The sequence below is a fragment of the Geobacillus sp. FSL W8-0026 genome (assembly GCF_037966255.1).
GTDB lineage: Bacteria > Bacillota > Bacilli > Bacillales > Anoxybacillaceae > Geobacillus > Geobacillus icigianus.
This window is the reverse complement of the sequence record NZ_CP150194.1, coordinates 3,227,696-3,248,680: the sequence shown is the minus strand read 5'-3', so window position 1 is coordinate 3,248,680 and position 20,985 is coordinate 3,227,696. Positions and strand designations below refer to the sequence as shown.

Genomic DNA, 20,985 nt, shown 5'->3' with positions numbered 1-20,985 from the left:
ATGACGGTGATGCGACGATGGGTGGCGGCTCTTCTGTTGTTTGCGGCTCCATTTTTGGCTTGGAGCCCACCGGCGGAGGCGGCGACGGCGCCAACGAAGGTGCTCGAAGAAGTGCGGGAGTTGGTTCGTCAGTATTATGTTGAACCGGTAGGCGATCGAGTGCTGAAAGCCAGCACTCCGCAAGAGATTGTCAAACAGCTTGACCCGTATTCTTCTTATATGACAAAACAAGAATACGAGGAATTTTTGAAGTGGATTGACATGGAGTCTGTTGGCATCGGCGTGATGATTGAGGAAGATGAGGACGGTGTTCACATCCTGTCTGTCTTGGACAATGGACCAGCCGCCCGCGCCGGACTGCAGCCGGGTGATGTAATTCGGACAGTTGATGGTCAGCCGGTAACAAATGAGACCACGGAAAAAGTATTGAGCTTGATCGCAGGGGAAGAAGGAACGACGGTGGCCGTAACCGTTTGGCGGCCGTCGACTGAGGAAACTTTCAGTGTCACCATCAAACGGGAAAAAATCGACTGGCCGAACGTTGAGTTCAAACGGCTGGCAGGGAATATCGGTTATATTCAGCTACATAGTTTTGACGAGACAGCGCCCAGTGAAATCGAACACGCCATCCGCTCCTTAAGCGGGGTGAAAGGGTGGATTTTGGACCTTCAGAACAATCCGGGGGGATATGTCGGAACAGCGCAGCAAATCGCCGGCTTTTTCCCAAATGTGAAGCAAGCGTTTCAGTTGCGCGACCGTTCGAATCGCCCGGAAGTGTATGCTGCTGTCAAACAGCCGGTGCAAATGACGGGGCCGATCCGGTTGCTTGTCAATGCGTCGAGCGCGAGCGCGTCCGAAATGTTGGCGGCGGCGGTGAAGGAGCAAAAGGCGGCTGTTTTGTACGGCCAGCGGACGTTTGGCAAAGGATCGATGCAAGAAATGTTTGAGCTGTCGGACGGCAGCATGTTGAAGTTGACCGTCGCCCACTTTTTCTCGCCAAAAGGGACGCCGATTCATCATGTCGGTGTGAAGCCGGATGTGCCGACGGTCGTTGGGAAAGAGCTGTACGCCGCTCACCGCGATTTGCTGATTGGCCAGCTGAAAGGGTATCAGTCGCTCGGCAAGCTGCGCAATGCGCCGGTCGATAAGACGTTTGTCGTCCGCTTCTCTCGTCCGCTCGCCAATACCGCGGTAAGCGGAGTGAAATTGTATCAATTAGGCGGACAGGAAGCAGCGGTGACGGCGCAAATCCGTCGGGGGACGGAGTTGGTGATCAAACCGGGAGCGAGGTTGGCCAAAGGGCAGAGCTATTTATTGGTCATTCCGCCGGTGTTGAAAAGCAAAGACGGCTTGGTAATGAAAAAAGGTGCTTACATGGAGATTCAAACTACGAAATAAGGCCCTCCCGTCGAGATGGGTTGGATAGCCGTCGTTCTTGATGATGCAACGTTCGGCTGTTGCGTCTAAGGCTCAGCGGACAACGGGAGCGCGGCCGTTTTGAACGGAACGGTGCAAAGAAAGCTGGCCTCCATCGGTCGTTTGGCGACCATGGGGGCCAGCTTTTTGCCGGTTACTCCTCGCCTGATTGCGTTTCTTGCCTTTCGCTCTGTACCGGGGGGGATGGGATCGTCACCTTCCAAGACGTCCAATCCGGTTCTGCTTTGCGCAGCAATTCCGGCGGGAAGAGGAACGTCCATGGTTTGCTGGTGTGGACTTTCACTTCCAGATGGCAGGCAAACAATCCGCGAGCGACAATGTCGCCAGCATGATCCCGCACTTCAAGCGGGATTTGTTCAAAACGGATCTGCTGGTCGCTGCCGTTGCGAATGAGCAGCGTGACGGCTAGCTCGCCGGAAGGCAGCTGTTTCGCTTCAATGCCCATGAAGTTCACTTCCCCGCGAGCAGGAGGCGGAACCGAGTCGACAAGGGCTTGCAGCTGTTGGCGCTGTTCGGCCGACAGCGACTGCTCCCAGCTTTCCTCCAGCTCGAGCCGGTGCTGTGGGGGCAGTTCAAAGGCGACCTTCCATCCACCTTTAGGCAACTGGTCGACGAGCTTGTCCTCGGCGGCGAACAAGAACCGCCACGGACGGGCTGTCATCGGCGGCAGTTCGCCGAAAGCGCTCATATCAAACTCTTTGCGGGCGATCGCTGTGCCATCCTCCCCAAGCAGCAACAGGCGAATTCGTTCAAAGAGGACCGGCTTCGGCAGCGTATTGCGCAACATGGCAACAGCGACAAACCCATCATTGTATTCGACCAACTTGACGCCCGAAATGGAAATTTGGTTTGGCTGAAGCGGCGGCAGCTGTTCGTGGTAAAAGCGATAGACGTACGTTTCTTCTGGAGACAGCTGCCAGTCCGGATGAAACGACAGCGTTGTTTTTGTTCCGACCTCTGGCTGTTCGACATGGTGTGCCGGCAGCTCGGCCTGCGGTTGCGTGCGTTGTTTTTTTCGAAAAATCATCGAACCCCCTCCTTTACGGGGCGGCGTGCTGCGCCGCGTTATGGCTGGTTCGCGGCGGCGGCCGCTTCGTCATCAATGACAAACTGGCTTTTCAAATAGTTCATGGCGGCGATGGAGACGCCGGCGTCGATCGCTTGCTGGAGCGCGACGAATTCGCGATAAGCGTCCATTTCAAAGGCGCGGTACGGATCCTCTTGGCCATAGCTGCGCAAATGAATGCCCTCTTTTAATACATTCAGTTGATTTAAGTGGCGAATCCAGTGGGCATCGATGGTTTCAACCATCAAATGCTTAAGCCGCATGGTTTGCTCTTCGTCGCACGGAAGATCGGTGAGTGCTGCTTCAAGCGATTGGTATTCGTCCCAAACGAGCCGGGCGATTTCTTCTTTTTGCTTATGGCGCAGATCATCAATCAAATAGGCAAACCGGAAAAAGGCACGGCGCAGCTCGTTGTGCAATCCTTCGATGTTCCACTCTTCAAAAAAGACGTTTTCCGGACAGTAACGGTCGATCGTTTGCGTGATATAGCGATGGATGTGCCGAAGGAGCTCGGACAGCACCTCTGCCTGTTTCAGCGCCAAGGCGCGATCGCGCATATGGTAGATGACTTTGCTTTGTTGGTCGATCACGGTGTCCAATTTCAATAAATGCAATCGCGCCGAATAATGGGCGTTTTCGATCGTTGTTTGCACTTTTTGGACGAACTTGATCGGGTCAGGCGACACAACGAGCCCGGTGTCATCCGTCTTGACTTTGCTTCGCCATTTTTCCAGTTCCTCTTGATCGTACAGTCGAAATAAATCATCCTCCAGCGAAATGATAAACTGGGAAGACCCCGGATCCCCTTGGCGTCCTGCGCGGCCGCGCAGCTGCATATCAATGCGATGGCTCTCATGCCGCTCTGTGCCGATAATGTGCAGCCCGCCCAGTTCCTTGACGCCTTCCCCAAGCAAAATATCCGTTCCGCGCCCGGCCATATTGGTGGCGATCATCACTTGCCCTTTCTGCCCGGCGGTCGCGATGATGCGCGCCTCTTCCTCCTCCGTTTTGGCATTGAGCAGGTGGTGAGGGATGCCTGCTTTGGAAAACTCCGCTGATAACCGTTCCGACTGAGCGACTGACGTCGTGCCGATGAGAACGGGGCGGCCGATGGCATTCATTTTCTTTACTTCGTCAACAATTTTCCGCACTTTTGCCTCATGCGTCTGGTAGACGAGGTCGTCCCAGTCGGTGCGGCGGGATGGACGGTTTGTCGGAATTGCGATCACGCGTAGCCGGTACGTTTGCCAAAATTCTTCTTTCGACGGCGTAGCGCTGCCCGTCATCCCGGCTAGCTTTTCATACATCCGAAAATAGTTTTGGATCGTAATCGTTGCTTGGATGTCGTTTTCTTCGGTGATGTCCACGCCTTCTTTCGCCTCGATCGCTTGATGCAGACCATCGCTGAATGAGCGCCCTTCCATCACCCGACCGGTGAACGGGTCAACGATCATAACTTTGCCGTTTTTGACGATGTAATCGACATCCCGCCGCATGATAAACCAAGCGCGCAGCGATTGCATCGCATGGTGAAGCAGCACGTGATGCTCCCAGTCGTATAGGTTGTCGATGCCAAACGCCCGTTCAAGTTTTTGCGCTCCTTCTTCCGTGAGAAAAATTTGCTTTGTCTCGAGTGAGCGCTCATAGTCGTTTCCTTCTTGAAAGGTGCAGACGATCCGCGCCATAATCGGGAACAGTTCGGCCCCGATGCCCGATTTGTTGGCGATGATGAGCGGGGTGCGCGCTTCGTCGATTAAAATGCTGTCAATTTCATCGATAATGGCGTAATACAGCGGGCGCTGCACTTTATCTTCGAGGCGGTACACCATGTTGTCGCGCAAATAATCAAAGCCGAACTCGGTGCCGGTGCCGTACGTGATATCAGCCGCATACGCTTCTTTTTTTTCGCTCGCCGTCATTTGCGACACATTCAGGCCGACGGTTAAGCCGAGGAAGCGGAACACACGGCCCATTTGTTCGCAGTCGCGGCGCGCTAAATATTCGTTGGCTGTAATAATGTGGACGCCTTTCCCAAGGAGGGCGTGCAAGTAGCTTGGCAAAGTGGCTGCCAGCGTCTTTCCTTCCCCGGTCTGCATTTCGGCGATGTTTCCTTCATGCATCGCCAATCCGCCCATCAGTTGCACGTCGTAATGGCGCAGCCCGAGCACGCGCCGGGCCGCTTCCCGGACGACGGCAAACGCCTCGGTTTTTATGTCGTCGAGCGTCTCGCCGCTTTCGAGCCGTTCTTTGAAGGCAACCGTTTTTTGACGCAGTTGTTCGTCGCTGAGCGAAGAAATGGTGGGCTCCCATTCATTGACTTGCGCCACCAGTTTAGCAAGACGCTGCACTTCTCGAGCGCTTTCGTCAAATAGTTGCTTTACTTTTGTCAACATATTGTCCATTCCTCTCCTAGACAGGCATGATTCACACCAAGTGCTCTAAAACCTAATTATAACACAATGCGTTCGTTTTTGAGGCAAAATGTAAAATGTGGAATGATTCGTCGAGTTGGTGTTCGGAGTTTCACAAAAGGAAGGGGAAAAGAAATTTTCCATCCTTGGGGACAAAAAGTGGTGTAAAAAAAGATTGATTTACTCATCGTATATGGTAACATAAAGATGATGTGTGTTTCTCCGATTTTTTATAAGGCCAAGGTGATTGCACATGAATACGGAAGCATTTTTCGCATGTTTCGCTTCGTTTATTGCGGTATTGGTCATCACCCCGTTTGTGATCAAGCTCGCTATCAAAATGGGCGCGGTTGATCGGCCAAACGGGAGGAAAGTGCACACAAAAGTCATGCCAAGGCTTGGCGGATTGGCTATTTTTGTTGGTGTGGCCGTCGGCTATTTTGTCGGTGGGGTGTACAAAGAACAAGTAACCGGGATAACAATTGGGGCCCTCATCATTGTCCTCGTTGGGGTGCTTGACGATTTGTACGAGCTGTCTCCCAAGGTGAAGCTGGCCGGACAGTTGCTGGCGGCGTTCGTCGTTGTCGCTTCGGGACTCAAGGTCGATCTTTTGACCGTCCCGTTTGTCGGCACCTTTGAGTTGGGACTGTGGAGCTACCCGATTACGATATTTTGGATTGTGGCGATCACGAACGCCATCAACTTGATCGATGGGTTGGATGGATTGTCCGCGGGCATTTCCGCCATTGGGATTGCGGCCATTGCCGTCATGGCGGGCATGGCGGGCAAAACGCTCATTTTCACCCTTTGTTTGATCATCCTAGGCAGCGTCATCGCTTTCTTGTTTTACAACTTCCACCCAGCGAAAATTTTCATGGGGGATACCGGTGCGTTGTTTTTAGGTTATGCCATTTCTGTTTTGTCGGTGCTAGGCCTTTACAAAAGCGTGACGCTCTTCAGCTTCGTCGTTCCGGTGATCATTTTGGGCGTGCCGATTTTCGATACGACGTTTGCCATTATCCGCCGCATTGTGAACAAGCGGCCGATCTCGGCGCCCGATAAGTCGCATCTCCATCATCGGTTGCTCGCTCTCGGGTTTTCGCACCGCAACACGGTCTTGTTGATTTATGCGTTTGGCTTGATGTTTGCGGTCAGCGCTATTTTGTTCTCCGCCTCGACGTTATGGCAGTCCATTCTCATCGTTTTTGCCTTGATCGTCTTCGGGGAGCTGCTGGCTGAGCTGATCGGCTTGGTCAATGACCAGTACAAGCCGTTTATGACTTTTATTCGCAAGTTGCTTCGGGGGAGCCGAAAAGTATACGGAAATGACCGATAAATAAATAGCAAAGGGGCCGTTTGTGTCATATAAAAGGACAAACGGCTTTTTTCAGGAATTGCCCGTCTTTGGAAAATTATACCCTTCTTTTTCGTTGTTTATGCAGTTTATACAATTCTATCGCTGATTTTTTACGGCAAGGCCAAGATTGCCACAAAACTGTCATTATATATTGTCACAAATGTGATAAACTAAACATGTTTATTCGATATATTTTTTGGATTTGGAGGAACTTGCGATGAACGTGCCTATGTTGGATTTGAGCGAACAGTATGAACAATTGAAGCCGGAGATTTTGCGTGTATTGGACGAGGTGATGCGTTCTTCCCGCTTTATTTTAGGGGACTATGTAAAGAAAATGGAAGCGGAAATTGCCGCCTACAGCCGGGCGAAACACGGAATCGGCTGCGGCAACGGAAGCGATGCGATACATATTGCTTTGCAAGCAGCCGGCGTCGGGCCAGAGGACGAAGTCATTACCACATCGTTCACGTTTTTTGCGACGGCTGGAGCCATCGCGCGGCTTGGCGCCAAACCGGTGTTTGTCGATATCGATCCAGTGACGTTCAACATCGACCCTAGACAAATCGAAGCTGCGGTAACAGAGAAAACGAAAGCCATCATCCCGGTGCATTTATACGGGCAAATGGCGGATATGGAGGCGATCGCTGCGATTGCCAAACGTCATGGGTTGGTTGTCATTGAGGACGCCGCCCAAGCCATCGGCGCCAAATACCACGGGAAGTGCGTTGGCGAGCTGGGGACGGCGGCGACGTACAGCTTCTTCCCGACGAAAAACTTGGGCGCCTACGGGGATGGCGGCATGATCATTACGAACGATGATGAATTGGCGGAAAAATGCAGGGTGATCCGCGTTCATGGCAGCAAGCCGAAATATTACCATCATGTGCTTGGCTACAACAGCCGTCTCGATGAGATGCAAGCGGCGATTTTAAGCGTCAAATTCCCGCATCTGGATCGTTGGACGGAACAGCGGCGCCAGCATGCGGCGACGTATACGCGCCTGCTGCAGGAGGCGGTCGGCGACCTTGTCGTGACGCCGAAAGAGGTCGAGGGGTGCTATCATGTGTTCCATCAATACACGATTCGCGTGCCGAAGCGCGACGAGCTGCAGGCGTTTTTGAAAGAACAGGGGATCGCGACGATGGTGTACTATCCGCTGCCGTTGCATCTGCAGCCGGTGTTTGCTTCGCTCGGGTATAAGGAAGGGCTGTTGCCGGAGGCGGAAAAAGCAGCGAAAGAAGCGCTGTCGCTCCCGATGTTCCCAGAGCTGAAAGAGGAGCAGCAACGATACGTCGTGGAGAAAATCGCAGAATTTTACCGTCATTTCGTTTGATCGTCCAACCTGTCAAAGGAAACGTCACTTGCATACAGCGATGGCGTTTTCTTTGGCGTTGGATCGTTTGTTTTGTTCACAACACTTTGTTATTTTATGATAAGGGATGGTGGCCGGATTGACGGCGGAAAAACGACCGTTTGTGCTATACGAATATTTGCGCTTTTTTTGGCAGCGAAAATGGTGGTTTCTTCTCATTCCGCTTGCGACGATCGTGTTGACCGTCATCGCAGGAAGGCTTTTGTTGCTGGGGGAGAAGTATACGGGGAAAGCTGTCGTGTTTACCGGATCAATTGACGTAAAAGAGTTAACGGATCCGAAAAATATAGAAGCGAAGTTTCCTGAGGCGAAAAACTTGGACATCGTCGTTCCTGAAGAACAGTACGTACAAATCAAGGTCAAAGGCGACAATGAACAAGCGGTGAGCCGGGAATTGAAGCATGTAGTGTCCGAATACAGCCGGGAGCTTGAGCGCCATTCACAAGAGCGGATTGATGTCACCACGAAATACTTGCATGCGTTGGAAGAGCGTGAGCGCGCATTGCAGCAAAAAGTTGATTATTATAGCAAACAAGTCCAGTCGGGCCGCTTGAATCCGGAACAGCTTGATGACATCAGTGACTTGTTGGTTGAGTCGGAAAACAATTTGACCGAAGTGATGGAGCGCGTCAATCGCATCCGCGGCAATCTTGTCTTTTACGAAAAACCGGCCGTATTGTCGGAAACGGTGGGGAAATCGAACACGTATACCGGGCAGCTTGCGGCGATCGGCCTTGTCCTCGGCCTGTTTTTGACGGTCGTTTGGCTGACGCTTTGGAAGTATGTATTGGACGCGAGGAGGTACTATTCTTCATGATCCGTTTTGCTATTGTCGGCATGGGACATATCGCGAAAAAACATATCGATGCTATTGAAAAGGCGGACGGCGCTGAGCTGGCGGCCGTGTGCGACACGAACCCGGAGCGGCTGAGCGATGTATCGGGGGTTCCGGTTTACACTGATATGGAGACGATGTTGAAGGAAAACGAACAGATCGATGTTGTCAACATTTGTGTTCCGTCCGGATTGCATGCGCCGTTGACGAGGTTAGCGGCCCGTTATCGCCGTCATATCATTGTGGAAAAGCCGATGGCGCTCTGCACGAACGATGCTGAAGAGATGATCAAGGCGGCGAAAGAATACGGCGTGAAGCTCGCGGTCGTTCATCCGAACCGCTTCCGTCCGGCCATTCGGAAGCTGAAAGAGGCGATGGAGCGCGGGATGTTCGGAAAACTGAGCCACGCGAACGCCACGGTGCGCTGGAATCGAAATCAAGCCTATTACGATCAGGCGGCGTGGCGAGGGACGAAAGCGTTCGATGGCGGCGTTTTGATGAACCAAGCGATTCACAACTTGGATTTGCTGCTTTGGTTGATGGGGCCGGTCAAGGCGGTGCAAGCGATGGCGGCGACTCGTCTGCGCAAGATTGAGACGGAAGACGTCGCGGCGGCGGTCGTGGAGTTTGAAAGCGGAGCGCTTGGCGTTATCGAAGCAGCGACGACGATTTACCCGCAAAACTTAGAGGAATCGATCGCCATTTTCGGCGAAACGGCATCAGTGAAAATCGGTGGCCGGACGGCGAACTTTATCGAAACGTGGGAAGCGGAAGGCGTCAGTGAGGAAGAGCGAGCCAAGCTCATCGATGAGATCAACGCCGACCCGTTTGGCAAGTCAGGGCACCAATGGATCATTGAAGATATGGTGCAAGCGATTCGCGAAAACCGCGAGCCGATCGTCAATGGTTGGGACGGACTGGCTCCTGTTCGGCTGATCGAAGCCATTTTGCGTTCGGCGGAAACCGGGGCAAGAGTGCAATTATCTCAGTAAGAAAGGAATGAGAAGAATGAACTGCGCGGAACGGCTGTTGCAAAAGTTTGAGAAACGCGACGCGGTGATCGGCGTGGTTGGGCTTGGCTACGTCGGGCTGCCGCTGGCAGTCGAAAAAGCAAAAGCAGGGTTTCATGTCATCGGCTTTGACATCCAACAAAGCCGCGTCGATCAAGTGAACAATGGCATCAACTACATTGGCGATGTCGTTGATGAAGATCTGCATGAAATGGTCAAACAAGGGCGGCTGGTAGCGACGACCGATTACGCCCGGATCGCGGAAGTCGATGCGGTGGCGATCGCGGTGCCGACCCCGCTTGATGAGCATCATCAGCCGGATACGTCGTACGTCGAAAACTCGGCGAAGGAAATCGCGAAATATGCCCATGAGGGGATGCTCGTCGTTTTGGAATCGACCACCTATCCAGGGACGACGGAAGAAATTGTAAAGCCGGCGCTGGAGCAAAAAGGACTTGTCGTCGGGGAAACGGTGTTTGTCGCCTATTCGCCGGAGCGGGTGGACCCGGGCAACAAGCAGTTTAAGACGAAAAACACGCCGAAAGTCGTCGGCGGCGTGACAAAGACGTGCACGAAAGTGGCGGCGGCGATGTATCGAGCCGTGCTTGAAGGCGATGTCCATGAAGTGTCGAGTCCAGCGGTGGCAGAAATGGAGAAAATTTTTGAAAACACGTTCCGCCATATCAACATCGCGTTGGCGAACGAAATGGCCATTTTGTGCGAACGGATGGGCATTGATGTCTGGGAAGTCATCGATGCAGCGAAAACGAAGCCGTATGGATTTATGGCGTTTTATCCGGGACCGGGGCTTGGCGGCCACTGCATTCCGATCGACCCGTTTTATTTGACATGGAAAGCGCGCGAATACAACTACCATACGCGCTTGATCGAGCTGGCTGGCGAAATCAACAACGCCATGCCGGAATATGTCGTCAACCGCGCGATGCTCATTTTGAACGAAGAAGGGAAGGCGCTGCGCGGTTCGAAAGTGACGGTGCTCGGCGTCGCCTATAAAAAAGACATTGATGATGTGCGCGAATCGCCAGTGTTGAAAATCGTCGAGCTGCTCGAGCAATACGGAGCGGAGTTTGCGGTCGTCGACCCGTATGTTCCGTCGTTCCGGGCGTGCAATCGGGTGGTGAAAACGGTCGAGCTGACGCCGGAATTGCTGGAGAAGTCGGATCTTGTCTTGATTGCGACCGACCATTCCAACATCGACTATGAAATGGTCGCTCGTCACAGCCGCGTCGTGTTTGACACACGCAACGCCATGAACGATGTGTCGAAACCAACCAAATACGTCAAATTGTAAGCGAAGGAGACGAAACGATGCATATTGTCGATCCCTCTGTTGTTTGCGGTGAACGTGTCGAAATCGGCCATTTCACTGTCATCGAGGCGAATGTAAAAATCGGGAATGACGTTAAAATCGGCCATCGCGTCACGATTCACGAAGGAACGGTCATTGGGGACGGCGTGACGATCGCCGACGGCGCGGTGCTCGGCAAACCGCCGAAGCCGGCGAAAACGAGCACCGTCAAGCTGTCCGGTGAGCTGCCGCCGCTTGTCATTGGCGACCATTGCACGATCGGCGCCAACGCTGTCATCTATCAAGGCGCGACGATCGGCGCCTACACATTGATCGCGGATTTGGCGAGCGTGCGCGAAAACGTACACATCGGTCAATATGTGATCGTCGGGCGCGGGGTGTGCGTCGAAAACCACGTCCAAATCGGCGATCGGACGAAAATCCAGTCGAACTCCTACATCACGGCGTACACGACGCTCGAAGATCATGTGTTCATCGCCCCGTGCGTCACGACGACCAACGACAACTACATGGGGCGGACGGAGGAGCGATTTGCGAAAATCAAAGGAGCGACCATCAAGCGCGGGGCGCGTGTTGGCGGCGGCGCGATTTTGCTGCCGGGCGTGACGGTGGCGGAAGAAACGTTCGTTGCCGCCGGAGCGCTCGTAACAAAAGATACGGAGCCGAAAACCGTTGTCAAAGGATTCCCGGCCCGTTTCAGCAAAATGGTGGACGAGCGGGAGTTGTTGTAAATTGTTCGCAGCATTCAAGCGTTTAGGAGCGGATTCGCTCCTTTACGCGTTTATGAACGTCGGCACGAAGCTGATCGCGTTTTTGATGCTGCCAGTTTATACAAGCTATTTGTCCAAGGCGCAGTACGGAGCGGTCTACTTGATTGACCAATGGACGTCGATGCTGACGTTTCTCGTCATTTTTGGAACGGATTCGGCGCTCTCTTTTTATTATTATGATACCGATGACAAAGAGAAGCGCCTTTTGTATGTGCGGAATGTCATGTATGTTCGGCTGTTCATAGTCGCTCTCTTGTTTCTCCCTGTCGTGGTGGCTGGACCATGGATAGCGCATGCCCTGTTGGATGAGCCTGGCGATGTCGATTTGTTGTATCTGAGTCTTATGACCTTGTTGCTTGATACGATTTTCGTTGTAGCGACAACGGTCATGCGCTTTGAATTTCGGACGAAATCGGTCGTCATCTGGACGTTGGTGAAGATGTCGCTGGTCGCTGTGCTGTCGTACGCGGCACTCCGTTGGTTGGCGGCCACTCCCGAAGGATTGCTGATGGGCCGCCTAGTCAGCAGCGCACTCGTCTTTTTGTTGATGCTTCACTTCACGGTAAAGTACATGGTGTGGCGTGTGCGTTGGGATGTAGTCAAGCAGCTTTTAGCTTACGGGGCGCCGCTTGTGCCGACTTCGCTCGCCTTTTGGGCGATCGCCAATGTCAGCACATTGTTTCTCAAACATTTTGCCTCATTGGAGGAAGTGGGAGTATTTGGGGTAGCCTTACGGTTGGCGACGGTGATTACCTTGATTACGAGCGGGGTGCAAATGGCTTGGCGGCCGTATTCGATGTCGATGAAAGATCGCCCTGGACACCGTGAGCTGTTTGCGAAAGTGTATATGGCGCTTCTTGTCATCGGAGCCGTAGGTTTGGTGGCGATCGCGACGGTAAGTCCGTGGCTGGTCGAGGCGTTTTTCAAGCCGGAATATCGGGAAGCCTCCGTTTATATCCCGTTTTTGTCGGCCGTGACCTTTTTAAATTTTTATTATTTGATTTTGTCCACCGGTTTATTTTTGACAAAGGAAACCGGCTATATTTCACGAGTGTTCACGTTAGCAGCGCTTCTTCACCTTGGGTTGAACGCCGTTTTGGTGCCGCTTTGGCTCAGCTGGGGGGCGGTTGCAGCCAGCCTGATCACATATCTGATTGCTGTGGTTTTCATTTTTCGCAAAAGCCAGCAAGTGTATCCCGTGCCGGTGTCATGGAAAAAGATGAATTTTATTTTGGTCGCTACCTTGCTCGCCCTCATCGTCATCGTCTATGTCCAGCAGGCGCCGCTTGCTGACGGTTGGGTGCTCGCTGGTTGGGGCTTGTTTGCCGCCATGCTGTTTGCCACCCGGGTTGATCGTGATTTGCGGCGTCCGGTGCGCACGATCGAGGGAGAAAATGTGCAAAATACTTGATAATCGGTCATCTGATCTAGAAGGCCGGTGATTTACTCGCGCAACTGCTTCCCAGCATTGTTTCTCAAATAGAAAAGCCTTGCAACAATGCAAACTTTTTTCGTCAACTAAAGGAAACCAATGTTTTTCACCAACCGTCTAGGAGGTGTTTCAGATGAAAATTGCCACCGTGTTGGGCGCCAGACCGCAGTTTATCAAGGCTGCCCCCGTCTCGCGCGTCTTGCGAAAACAATATACCGAAGTGCTGATCCATACTGGGCAACACTATGACCCCAATATGTCGGCCATTTTTTTTGAGGAGTTGAACATTCCGACGCCTGACTACTATCTTGGGGTAGGCTCAGGCAGCCATGGAAAGCAAACAGGGGAAATGCTCATCAAAATTGAGGAAATCGTTCTGAAGGAAAAACCGGATTATGTGCTCGTCTATGGCGATACCAACTCGACGCTCGCGGGCGCTCTTGTCGCGGCGAAGCTCCATATTCCCGTCATCCATGTCGAAGCCGGACTGCGCAGCTTCAACAAGCAGATGCCGGAAGAAATCAACCGCATTATGACCGATCATGTCTCTGAGTTCTTATTTTGCCCAACGGAGACAGCCGTGGAAAATTTACGCAAAGAAAACATTACGCGAAACGTCTGGAATGTCGGCGACGTCATGTATGACGCCATTTTGTACAACAAAGCGCTCGCACAGCGCCAATCGACGATTTTGGCTGATTTGTCGCTGGCCGAACAATCCTACTACTTGATCACCATTCACCGAGCGGAAAATACCGATGACCCCGACAAATTGAAAGCCATTTTGGCTGCCTTTGCGGACATCGACGGCACGAAAGTGTGGCCGATTCATCCGCGGACGCGGCATAAGTTGGAAGAATACGGGTTGGACGTCTCAACGATCCCCGGGCTTCGGCTGATCGATCCGGTCGGTTATTTGGACATGCTGAGGCTGGAGAGCGGCGCGAAAAAAATCATCACCGATTCAGGCGGCGTGCAAAAGGAAGCCTATTTCCTACGCGTGCCTTGCGTAACGGTGCGCGAACAAACCGAATGGGTGGAAACGCTCGAAGGGGGAGCGAACATCTTAACCGGCACGGATCGCGAGAAGATCGTCGCGGCGGTTCGCAGGGAAGTCGCCCCCGTTTATGCGGACGTCTTTGGCGATGGACATGCGGCGGAGAAAATCGTGGCGGCGATCGGGCAGCGATAAGGGTGCGTCGGCATGTTGGACGTGTTGATCTGGTTGATCGTTTTTGTCGCCTCCACCTTGATGTTTCGCTATGCAGCGGGGACGCTTTCATTGACGGCGCCGAACCTAGTGTCGATGGTGTACTATTACTCGTTTCTTCTGTCGAGCTTCATTGGCGCGTTGCTGATCGCATTAGGAATCGATCATTACTACATGATTCGCAAATTGTTTCGGCCCGAAGAATACCGGCAGATCGGGTTTTTCGTCGTCAGCTTCGTTATGATTCTGTTCCCGTTGTCGATGGTGGTCGTTTCTAGGCTGTTCGGATTTGAAGCTAGGCAGGAGTTTCGCGCTTATATGCGCAAGCCGCTTTCCCCGCTGACCGGAGCGACAGGCAATCAAGTGTTTTATTCGTTTTTGGCCCTGTCCCTGCTCAGTTTTGCCGCCATTGCGTACATGATTTGGAAAACGCCGACGATTCCAGTGTTCGCGCTATTTACTGGGACAGACGAAAGCTTGGCGGCGTTGCGCATTGAGGCATCGCGCCACTTTGCCGGAAATGTGCTGTTCCGCAATATTTTTGCCATTACGCTTACGCCGCTGTTATCACTGGCCGCCTATTTGTTTGCTGTGCTCACAAACGAATGGCGGTGGAAGTTGTTGTTTCTTGGCCTGCTCGTCGGAGCGGTATTCGTCAATGTGTATGATTTGGCGAAATCACCGATTTTCTTTTATGTAATGATGTTTTTGCTCCTGCGCATTTATGTGGGAAAAACAAAGCTATCGGCGGCGAAACTAGCGCTCTGCGGTGGGGCGGGGGCGCTCGTGCTCATCGTCATGTACATGGTCATCCAAGGGGTGCGGGACATTGACACGTTTTTGTCTTATAATAAAGGTCCTATTGGCCGTATGATTTTCGCGCAAATCGCGCCGACGTTTCTGCATTTGAACATGTTCGGCGAAGCGCTGCCGTTTCTTTATGGGAAAAGTCTTCCATCCTTTTTGACCAACTTGTTTGATGTTGAGAATGTTCGCTCCGCCCGCCTCGTGATGGCGCACGTATTCCCGGAGCGGATCGAAGATGGGACAGGAGGAGTGCTCAACACGCTTTTTGTCGCTGAGGCGTATGCGAACTTCGGCTATGTGGGAATCGTCGTCGGCACGCTCTATGTCGGCGTTGTGACGCAGCTGTTGTACATTGGGTTTCTACGTCTTCCGAAAAATCCTTTGTTTTTAAGCTTGTTCGTGTATTTTTCCATTAACATCCCCCGCACCCTTGTCGGTGGGTTCACCGATTTTTTGTTCAATCCGACTTGGGTGCTGATCGTGGCGTTGTTTGGCGGAATGGCGCTATGGCTGCGGGTGCAGGGGGACTTACGGGCATGGCTTGCAGCGAAAAGGCGAATCACGGATGAGGGATGAATGATGAAAACTGTATTGATTTATTACCCGTTTTCACTCGCCGCGGAACGAAACAGCGGGTCTAAGCTGCGGCCGTATGAAATGCATCAGGCGTTTTTGCGTTGGGGAGCGAAGGAGGGAGTGGACGTTCTTCTAATCGCTGGCACGTCCGCCGAGCGGGAAAAGCAATTTCAAGAGCTCCGCAGCCAAGGCAAGCTCGATGATGTCTTGTTTTGCTATATGGAAAACCAGACGATTCCGCTTTGGCTCACTGACCCGGGACACCGGCCGCAGCGTCCGTTCGTCGATCGCGATGTGCTCCGCTACCTGAAAGGCCGCAACGTTCCCATTGGCGTCTTTTACCGCGACGTCTATTGGAAGTTCCCTGATTTGTATCCGCTCCGCGGCTGGAAAAAAGCGGCCATGCAAATGATATACCGTTGGGAAGAACGGTTTTATGAGCGGTACTGCGATGTCATCTTTTTGCCGAGCCTCGAAATGGGAACATACGTCGCGATCCGCCGCCCGATGGCCGATTTGCCGCCGGGAGGGAAGCAAAAGCCGTTTCAGCGGTCTAGGACGGCAAAACAGCCGTTGAATGCCATTTATGTCGGCGGCATCAACAATGCCGATTACGGGCTTCCGCTCCTGCTTGAGGCGATTCGCCTAGCCAACCGCCGTGAGCCGCTTGTTTCGCTCACCGTCGTCTGCCGAAAAGACGAGTACGAGCGGCAGCCGCTTGCGGTGAAAGAAGAGCTTGCCGACCTGCAAGTGCGCGTCGAGCACGTCAGCGGTGAAGCGCTCGACCGTTTGTATGCGGAGATGGATTTCGCCTTCATCCCGCGGCGGCGGAGCGAGTACAATGATTTTTCCGTTCCCGTCAAACTGGTCGACTATCTGTCGAGCGGCCTGCCGATTGTTGCCACCGCTTGTTCGGCGCAAAAGCGATTGATTGAGGCGGATGGGTATGGCGTCATTTGCGACGACAACCCGTCGTCGATGGCAGAAGCGATCGCCAAGATGGCGGACATGCTCGAGCAGTGCCGCTTGCGCATTGCGCAGACGTTTATGGCGAAACATTCATGGGAAGCGAGAGTGGAAAAGGTGAAAGAAACGTTGGTGGGGGGCCTCCGATGAAAGTCGCCTTATTGGCTCCAAGCAAATCGATCCATACGCATAAGTGGGCCCGCTTTTACCACACGCAAGGCATCGACGTGAAAGTCGTGACGTTTAAAGACCATTACGGGGCGGAGCAAGCGAAAGAAGTCGAGACAGTCGTGCTGCCGAAATGGCTGCCGGGGAAGTTGTCGTATTTTTCCACTGTCTTTGCACTAAAGCGCCTGCTCGCTTCGTTTCAACCAGATATTTTGCACGCTCATTATGCCTCCAGCTACGGGTTGATTGGGGCGCTTGCGAGGTATCATCCGTTTTACGTCTCCGTCTGGGGGCGCGATGTGTATCAGTTTCCGAATGCCCATCGCTGGAACCGACGGATGCTTGAATATACATTGCAGCGAGCGGACGTCATTTGTTCGACAAGTTATGTGATGGCGAAAGAAACCGGAAAGTATACGGACAAACCGATCGAGGTGACACCGTTTGGGGTGGATGTCGCCCGCTTCAAACCGTTGCCGAAACAGCCGAAACGGACCGTGACGATCGGCACAGTGAAAGCTCTTTCCGACAAGTACGGGATCGCTGATTTGATTCGAGCGTTTGCCGTTGTGCACGAGCGGCATCCACAAACGGAGCTGTTGATCGTCGGCGATGGACCGCAGCGAAGTGAATACGAGGAGCTGTGTGCCCACCTCGGCATCCAATCCGTGACGACGTTTGTCGGCAAAGTTCCGAACGAACAAGTGCCACTGTACATCAATCAAATGGATATTTTCGCCGTGCCTTCGACGGAAGACAGCGAAAGTTTTGGCGTTGCCGCCGTCGAGGCGATGGCGTGCGGCGTTCCCGTTGTCGTCTCCAACGTCGGTGGGTTGCCGGAAGTCGTCCGTGAGGGAACAACGGGGTTGATTGTGCCGAAAAACAGTCCGGAAAAGCTAGCGGAGGCGTTCAAACGGCTGTTGCTTGATGAGAGGCTGCGGCAACGAATGGGGGAAAACGGCGTCAACCATGTTCATGAACATTACGATTGGACGGAAAATGCGATGCGCATGATCCGCTTGTATGAACAAACGTTGAAAGGCGGTGGAGGGAGTCGATGAGGAACAAAACCGTCATGTCAGCCGGTGCGGTTGGTGCTCGTTGGTTGCCGAAAGCGGCGGCTAGGACGCGAAGCCGGCGGCTTTACGTTGGCAAGCTCATGATGGCCGTTGGCTTGCGGCAACGACTATACATCCAAGGACAGCGGAACGATGTCAGGGGGGCGTTGCCCGTTTTCCACGCCTCGTTTGCGCTCACCTCTTGGCGCTCGAAACGGAACGTTTGTTGGCGATTGTGGGGGAAAGTGGTGGGGAGCGGACGATGAGGATCATTTACCTATGCCAACACTTCCCACCGGAAACGGGCGCACCGCAAATTCGTGTGTATGAGGTGAGCAAAGAACTGATCAAACGGGGGCATCAAGTGGAAGTGCTCACGGCATTCCCGCATCATCCGCACGGCGTGATCCCGGAGCCATACCGCGGCCTGTTTTATTTGTTTGAACAATGGGACGGCATTCCCGTTCATCGGACATGGATTTATCCGTCGCCAAAGGGGAGCTTTTGGAAGCGACTTGCTTCGTATTTTTCATTTACGTTCAGTTCGTTTTATTCATTGCTTGTGAAAGCGAAGCCGACGGATGTGATCATTTGCAATTCCCCGCCGTTGTTTTTAGGGATCACCGGGTACGTGGGCGCGAAGTGGAAACGGGCGAAGTTTGTTTTCAACGTCGCTGACATTTGGCCGGAATCGGCCGTTGAGCTCGGCATTTTGAAAAATCGGCTGTTCATCCGAATGGCGAGATGGCTCGAGCTGTTTTTATACCGGAAGGCTTGGAAAATCGCGGCTGCGACAGAAGGCATTCGCGATTATATGATTGAACAAGGAAAGGCGCCCGAGGATGTCTTTTTATTGCCGAACGGTGTCAACACGGATGTGTTTCGCCCGCTGCCGAAAAACAAAGAGTTGCTTGCGGAATTAGGGCTCGAAGGAAAAGTGGTGTTTACGTACGCCGGAACGATGGGATACGCCCAAGGGCTCGATTCGGTGTTGCGGGCGGCGGCCATCGTCAAAGCAAAAGATGAACGGGCGCATTTCCTGTTTGTCGGCGACGGCCAAGAGCGAGAAACGTTGATGGCGTTAAAAGAAGAGCTTGGCCTTGACAACGTGACGTTTTACGGATCCGTTCCGGTTGAGAAGATGCCAGCGATTTTCTCCATCACCGATTACAGCATCGTTTCGTTGCGCAATATCGATTTGTTTAAAGGAGCAAGGCCGTCGAAAATTTTCCCAGCGATCGCCACCGGAACCCCGGTACTGTATTGCGGCGAAGGGGAGAGTGCAGAGATTTTAGAAACATACCATTGCGGAAAAATCGCTCCTCCAGAAAATCCTGAACAGATCGCTGCCGCGGTTCTCGAGTTGCTTTGCCTTCCGAGCGAGGAATACGAAAAGATGGCGGAAAATGGGCGCAAGTTGGCGGTCGAGCAATACTCATGGATCCGCATTGTCGACGACTTGCTTCACGCCCTTAGCAATGAAACAAATCGCGAATCCGTTTGACCGGCAGAACAATAAAAAAGAAAGGGCATCCAGCTTATAAGCTGACGCCCTTTCTTTTCTTTTCGAGACAAAGTGGCATGTTTCGTCTGGATAGATGCAACGAAGACATAGAACAAATTCTTGACGAAAAAACGGTTCGTCCATGTTCGACTGGCGAAAGCAAGCCAAGGTGTGACGGAAGACCGAACAACCGCCTGCTTCACAGACTTCCCGATGTGGAAGCGGCGTGGTTCGGACGCTCGACAGTCGATCCCGTCCTCAGTAAAAACTGTACGGGAAAACTTCAAACATGGTCTCTATATGGAATGATCGTTTTCTTTATCCAATGGCTATGCGATCACTCGAACGAGACTTCCGCCCCACGGAAGTAATGCTGTAAAATTTGCTCCGCCGTCCATCCGCGCTCGGCGAATGCTTTTGCTCCGTATTGGCTCATGCCGATCCGGTGCCCCCATCCTTTTCCAGTAACAGTGATCGAGCGAACCCCTGACGGCGAGGCAGAAAGCGGCGCGATGCCATCCGTTGTTTGCACCTTGATTCCTTCGACGCCGGCGAGCGAAACGGTTCCGCTCCCTGTTTGGACGGAGTAAGATGACAAGGAAGAGGCGGCGATGTTGCCGCTGGCCGTTTGAATCGACACGGATGGTCCGTTTTTTTGCACTTGAATGTCAAACCAGTTGGACGGCAAGATGCCGTAAAATTGATTGCCGTCTAGCGGGAACAGTTTGCGGATGGTCGTCTCATTGCCTTTCACCGTTTTTTCGCCTGCCGAGGTTTCAATCGTGACGGCACCCACTTCTCCGTTCGCGCCGGTTTTGGCAATCGAAACGTCGTATAAAACGACTGATGGATCGGTGAACCCGAACGAACGCAACAGCACAGTTGGGGAGAAGGTGAATGACCATCGGCTGTATGGCGATGATTCATACGGGTCATCGACGCTCGCTAAATATGGGTAGGAGGTTTGCGACGAGTTCCAGACGTCGCTTACATTGGCGGTTTTGCCGCCGCTTGTCGAATGGTAATACGTTTCAACGACACTGCCATTATATTTCAGATACAATCCTCTTGTCGCATCCACTGCTGCGTTCGATCGTGGAGATTCTCCATCAAATCCTTTATACGTCTGTGTGTTTGGATTGGTCGTCAAACTTGTTTTATGTTTATAGGCATAGTTTCGGGCCGCAATGGCTTGCGCCTTCAGTGCTTCGAGCGGCCAAGAGGCGGGCATCTCGCTCGGTACGACTCCTTTTAAGTAATCTTCCATATCTAAAATATTGACAGCATACAAAGCGTTGCTTTGCAAGCGAATGTCGACACTGCCGCGATAACGGGTTCGATTCACTTTCACCAGCGATAACGGCGCAGTGCCGATCGTTTCTTGAATGGTAAATCCCGTGCTTGAAAAATCCGTTTTTCCGTTGTACGTGACAAACACGGTCGAAGAGGAAGACCCGAATGTCAGGCTTGTCCCGCTTGGCAGCGGGGTGATCGTCAACGTCTCTTTATTGACGATTTGATAGTTTCCTTCGACGGCGACTGTCAGCGATGTCCCTTTATATACAAGGACTTGCACGGGATTGTTGTACGTTTTCACCCCAGCGGCGTTCGAAGCGGAAGGAGAGATGATGAGCAAAAACAGGCTGACGGCCAACCACGCTAATTTTTTCACC

The 20,985-nt window shown here is 52.8% G+C and carries 17 protein-coding genes; 14 read left to right on the top strand and 3 right to left on the bottom strand.

The window, feature by feature from the left end:
- Positions 1-1,398: a S41 family peptidase gene (locus NST29_RS16330; RefSeq protein WP_339232431.1), complete on the top strand. Its 1,398-nt coding sequence runs from the start codon at positions 1-3 to the stop codon at positions 1,396-1,398.
- A gap of 172 nt (positions 1,399-1,570) precedes the next feature.
- Here the strand turns inward: NST29_RS16330 and NST29_RS16325 are convergent, their stop codons facing one another.
- The gene (locus NST29_RS16325) at positions 1,571-2,464 is read right to left on the bottom strand and encodes an accessory Sec system S-layer assembly protein (protein WP_033843029.1); all 894 of its coding nucleotides are present in this window, start codon (positions 2,462-2,464) and stop codon (positions 1,571-1,573) included.
- A gap of 38 nt (positions 2,465-2,502) precedes the next feature.
- A complete protein-coding gene (gene secA2, locus NST29_RS16320; RefSeq protein ID WP_033843031.1) occupies positions 2,503-4,896 on the bottom strand; it encodes an accessory Sec system translocase SecA2 in 2,394 nt (797 codons plus the stop codon).
- Positions 4,897-5,167: 271 nt separating this feature from the next.
- Between secA2 and NST29_RS16315 the strand changes: the two genes are divergently transcribed.
- From NST29_RS16315 to NST29_RS16255, 13 genes are all read left to right on the top strand, one after another.
- On the top strand, positions 5,168-6,250 hold the full coding sequence (locus NST29_RS16315) for an MraY family glycosyltransferase (RefSeq protein ID WP_033843032.1): 1,083 nt from the start codon (positions 5,168-5,170) through the stop codon (positions 6,248-6,250).
- A 238-nt stretch (positions 6,251-6,488) separates the two neighbouring features.
- Positions 6,489-7,607 (top strand): DegT/DnrJ/EryC1/StrS family aminotransferase, encoded by a 1,119-nt coding sequence (locus tag NST29_RS16310; RefSeq protein WP_339232428.1) that lies wholly within the window; start codon positions 6,489-6,491, stop codon positions 7,605-7,607.
- 118 nt (positions 7,608-7,725) lie between these two features.
- Positions 7,726-8,463 carry an LPS biosynthesis protein gene (locus NST29_RS16305; protein ID WP_033022559.1) on the top strand — a complete coding sequence of 246 codons (738 nt, stop codon included), beginning with the start codon at positions 7,726-7,728 and terminating at the stop codon, positions 8,461-8,463.
- Positions 8,460-9,473, top strand: coding sequence for a Gfo/Idh/MocA family oxidoreductase (locus NST29_RS16300; protein WP_033022538.1), 1,014 nt, complete (start codon positions 8,460-8,462; stop codon positions 9,471-9,473). Before NST29_RS16305 ends, NST29_RS16300 begins: the two co-directional genes overlap by 4 nt.
- A gap of 16 nt (positions 9,474-9,489) precedes the next feature.
- Positions 9,490-10,803, top strand: coding sequence for a nucleotide sugar dehydrogenase (locus tag NST29_RS16295; RefSeq protein WP_033022537.1), 1,314 nt, complete (start codon positions 9,490-9,492; stop codon positions 10,801-10,803).
- Positions 10,804-10,820: 17 nt separating this feature from the next.
- Positions 10,821-11,552, top strand: a complete 732-nt coding sequence (locus NST29_RS16290; RefSeq protein WP_033022535.1) for an N-acetyltransferase — start codon at positions 10,821-10,823, stop codon at positions 11,550-11,552.
- A gap of 1 nt (position 11,553) precedes the next feature.
- The gene (locus NST29_RS16285; RefSeq protein WP_033022533.1) at positions 11,554-13,002 is read left to right on the top strand and encodes an oligosaccharide flippase family protein; all 1,449 of its coding nucleotides are present in this window, start codon (positions 11,554-11,556) and stop codon (positions 13,000-13,002) included.
- Positions 13,003-13,156: 154 nt separating this feature from the next.
- Positions 13,157-14,215 carry a UDP-N-acetylglucosamine 2-epimerase (non-hydrolyzing) gene (gene wecB / locus NST29_RS16280; RefSeq protein WP_033022532.1) on the top strand — a complete coding sequence of 353 codons (1,059 nt, stop codon included), beginning with the start codon at positions 13,157-13,159 and terminating at the stop codon, positions 14,213-14,215.
- A 12-nt stretch (positions 14,216-14,227) separates the two neighbouring features.
- Complete coding sequence (locus NST29_RS16275; RefSeq protein WP_339232424.1) at positions 14,228-15,616, top strand: O-antigen polymerase; 1,389 nt, start codon at positions 14,228-14,230, stop codon at positions 15,614-15,616.
- Positions 15,617-16,732: a glycosyltransferase gene (locus NST29_RS16270; protein WP_033843040.1), complete on the top strand. Its 1,116-nt coding sequence runs from the start codon at positions 15,617-15,619 to the stop codon at positions 16,730-16,732.
- Positions 16,729-17,811, top strand: a complete 1,083-nt coding sequence (locus NST29_RS16265; protein ID WP_339232423.1) for a glycosyltransferase — start codon at positions 16,729-16,731, stop codon at positions 17,809-17,811. The genes NST29_RS16270 and NST29_RS16265 overlap by 4 nt, the downstream gene beginning before the upstream one ends.
- Positions 17,808-18,074 (top strand): hypothetical protein, encoded by a 267-nt coding sequence (locus NST29_RS16260; protein ID WP_033022526.1) that lies wholly within the window; start codon positions 17,808-17,810, stop codon positions 18,072-18,074. Before NST29_RS16265 ends, NST29_RS16260 begins: the two co-directional genes overlap by 4 nt.
- Positions 18,071-19,312, top strand: a complete 1,242-nt coding sequence (locus tag NST29_RS16255; RefSeq protein ID WP_033022524.1) for a glycosyltransferase family 4 protein — start codon at positions 18,071-18,073, stop codon at positions 19,310-19,312. Before NST29_RS16260 ends, NST29_RS16255 begins: the two co-directional genes overlap by 4 nt.
- A 337-nt stretch (positions 19,313-19,649) precedes the next feature.
- Here the strand turns inward: NST29_RS16255 and NST29_RS16250 are convergent, their stop codons facing one another.
- Entirely contained in the window at positions 19,650-20,984 is a 1,335-nt protein-coding gene (locus tag NST29_RS16250; protein WP_033022523.1) for a SpoIID/LytB domain-containing protein, read from the bottom strand.
- Position 20,985: the final 1 nt, after the last annotated feature.